We start from the raw sequence: 3,095 nt of genomic DNA, 5'->3' as shown, positions 1-3,095 counted from the left end.
CTATAACCTTCGGCACCTCCCGGTGGTTGTCCCTGGTTAAGGTAAGCTGCACCTGAAAGTCCATTTCTTTCTCTCTCAGGATGTCTATCCCGCGCATCGTCTGCTCCCATGCGCCGTCGAGCCCCCGGAGCTTGTCGTGATAGACGGGCCCCACGGAATCGAGGCTTACGCCGACGCCCTTAACGCCGCTTTCGAGCATCCTGTCGACCGTCGGCCCGTCGAGCATGGTCGCGTTGGTGCCCATAACCACTGTAAAGCCTTTTTTGGAAGCGTAGCGCACGAGCTCGGGCCAGTCGGGCCGTAGGAGCGGCTCCCCGCCGGTAAGTATCAGCATGGCGTGCGGGTTCGCCGACGCCATCTCGTCTATGAATTTCAGCGCCGTCCCGGTCGTTAAGTCGTTTGCACCTTCCATTTCGGCGGAGTCCAGGTAGCAGTGCGCGCACCGGAGGTTGCACCGTTTGGTTATGTTCCAGGAAATGAGAAAAGGAGTGAAGTCGGTCATGGGGGTGTTGAGAACTCGGGGGCGGGCTACTGGCCCATGTCCTTACGGACCTTCCACATGAGTTCGTCCGTTACCTCGGTAAGGCCCTGCTTCCTCGCGGTCTCCTCGACCATGTTCCTTACTATCCCCCTCGCAAACGAGGGTATCTTGTTCAAGATGGCCGAGGCCTCGTCGGTCCAGGCAAGAGGCGGGGCGTCGGTGGAGGCGGTCTCCGGCGGCGCGAACTCCCTCGACGATATGAGGAGGTGGCAGCCGACTTCCCTGAGACAGTTCTCCGTGTTGCTCCCTATGTCGAGCCCGGGTGCCGTGTGCACCCCGGTCCTGCCCATAACGAGCATCAAGGGTTTTACCTCCTTCACGTATCCTATGAGCTTATCGTAGGGCTTCCCCGATAGGAGTTTTTCGCCTATCTCGAAACCTTCGGCCTTGGCCATGCGGACGGCCGTCGTGAGATGGCCCTGATATATCTTGGCGAGCCCCTTGTCGATTATCTCATCGTGGAGCTTTTCCTGCTCCTCGAACTTGAAGATCTTTCCGGCCTCCTCCGAGAGCACGCCGGCTATGCTCTTGAAGGCGGCGTAGTGGTAGTCCGGGTCGAAGGCGCTAACGGCCTCGACCTCGGCGTCGAATATCTTCGACAGCTCAAGGGCGGTCTTGAGTCCCCCGAACGAAGCCGGGCTTCCGTCTATGGCTACAAGGATTTTGCCTTTCTCCTTTCCTGGAGTCGGCGCGGAGTCTCTGGTGACGAGCACGTCCGACCGGACCCTTCTAACCACCCGCTCGCATACGCTCCCCACCCGGCTCGTTCCCACTTTTCCGAGCCCGAGCGCGCCTAGCACGGCCAGGTCGTAGCCGCCCTCTTCCACCTCTTTTACGATCTCCTCGTAGTTCTTGCCCTCCCTGTTCACCCCGCGGGGCTCTATCCCGGCCTCCGTGGCGCGGGCGTGGAGGACGGCGAGGTAGGAGTCGGAGATTATCTCGAGCCCCTTCGTGATGAGGCTGTCGTGAGTCTCCCGCTGTTTTTTCAGTTCCTCCTCGGCCTGATACTTCTCCGGGAGCCCGCTCTCCATCTGCATGAACCGCTCGTTATGGAGCTTTGCGGCGTAGACGTGGCAGCCGGTGAGTTTGGTCCCGGTCTTTTCGGACGCCTTAGTAAGGATTACGCCGAGCCCTATTCCGGCGTTGGCGTGGTCCGAATTGTCGAGGCATATGAGGATATTCTTGTACATTGAAAAATCTCGCGAATTTATTGGAAAAGATTATTTTACTTGATTTTAGGGCGGTTGACAAGAGTTTATCCACAGGCTATTATTGGGCTATGGCAGGGGGAAAAGTGGAAAAAGGAAAAAAAGGGGGGAAAGGGACAGTCTACGTGAGCCGCTTTGAAGGAGACTGGAAAGAGAGTGTGAACGTCCTGCTCGGGGGTGCGGGGCTGGGCAATGCGCTTAAGGGCTTAGAGCGGGTAATTATAAAACCCAACCTGGTCGAGGCGATAAAGCCTCCGGTTACCACCCCGGTGGGGCTCACGGCCGCGATAGTGGACTACATTAAGGACGCCGCCCCGCATGTGGAACCCGTCGTCGCCGAGGGCACGGGCGCGGCAGACTACGAGACGCCGCACACCTTCCGGGAACTCGGCTACGAGACACTGGCCCGCGAGAAGGGACTCAGGCTCGTCGACCTGAACGTCGAGCCTCTGGTCGAGCTCTCGAACCCCGCGCTCACGCGATGGCCCGTTATCTACCTGCCGAAGATAGTGATGGAGAGTTTTGTCATATCCGTCCCCGTTCTCAAGGCCCACAGCCTTTCGGTGGTTACGCTTTCGATGAAGAACATGATGGGCGCGGCCCCACCCGCGCACTACCAGCAGGGCGGGCACTGGAAGAAGTCCGCCTTCCACACGCAGATGCACGAGTCGGTGCTGGACCTTAACCGTTACTGCCTGCCCGACTTCTCGATTATCGACGCAACGGTGGGGCTGAGGGACTACCACCTCGGAGGTGCGGAGTGCGACCCCCATCCGGGCCTTCTCGTCGCCGGTTCCGACCCGGTTGCCGTCGACGCCTACGGGGCCGGGCTCTTAAAGAAGGACTGGCGCGAGATAGGGCATATAAGGGAGGCCCATAATGAGCTCGGCTCGGCAGGGCCTTTGAAGGTGGTTCCCTGTTGAGGCTGCCCGTCACGGGCCAAACCGCCGATTTGCCCGCCATGAGGCAGGAATTGGGGGTTGCAGATTGCGGAGTGAGGATTTGTTTTTTATTCCGCAATCTTAACTCCGTAATCCGCAATTGAAATTGGCGGGCAACTTGCCGGTTTATTGGCTTTCCGTTCGCCCTGAGCCGTTCGATAAACTCACGACAGGCCCGCCCTGAGTCTACCGAAGGGCGGAGTCGAAGGGTGACGGACAGCATCTTACAATAGGCTCCGCCGCCCGTATTTCTATTGACAAAGCCCCCCCCGGGGGGGGAATAAACGCTGTGGGGTTGTTGAAAAACCGCGAAGTAATGCGATATGTCATGCTGAATTCATTTCAGCATCTAATAAAACCGGCATGTTACGAGACCCTGAAACAAGTTCAGGGTGACAATATGGG

Annotated in this window: 3 protein-coding genes; 1 reads left to right on the top strand and 2 read right to left on the bottom strand. The window is 58.5% G+C overall.

Annotated features, from left to right (window positions below; genetic code table 11):
* Positions 1-502, bottom strand: a 502-nt coding sequence (locus tag V3W31_04425; GenBank protein MEE9614185.1) for a radical SAM protein, incomplete at its 3' end; no start/stop codon positions are given.
* 26 nt (positions 503-528) lie between these two features.
* Entirely contained in the window at positions 529-1,731 is a 1,203-nt protein-coding gene (locus V3W31_04420; GenBank protein ID MEE9614184.1) for a universal stress protein, read from the bottom strand.
* A gap of 104 nt (positions 1,732-1,835) precedes the next feature.
* Between V3W31_04420 and V3W31_04415 the strand changes: the two genes are divergently transcribed.
* Positions 1,836-2,672, top strand: coding sequence for a DUF362 domain-containing protein (locus tag V3W31_04415; protein ID MEE9614183.1), 837 nt, complete (start codon positions 1,836-1,838; stop codon positions 2,670-2,672).
* Positions 2,673-3,095 lie beyond the last annotated feature (423 nt).

This window comes from Thermodesulfobacteriota bacterium, assembly GCA_036482575.1.
Taxonomy (GTDB): Bacteria; Desulfobacterota; GWC2-55-46; order GWC2-55-46; family JAUVFY01; genus JAZGJJ01.
This window is presented reverse-complemented; position numbering and strand designations above follow the sequence as displayed.

What these genes read in the sequence shown, in the direction of transcription:
- V3W31_04420 (MEE9614184.1), bottom strand. Translation starts at nt 1,731, where the DNA reads ATGTACAAGAATATCCTCATATGCCTCGACAATTCGGACCACGCCAAC.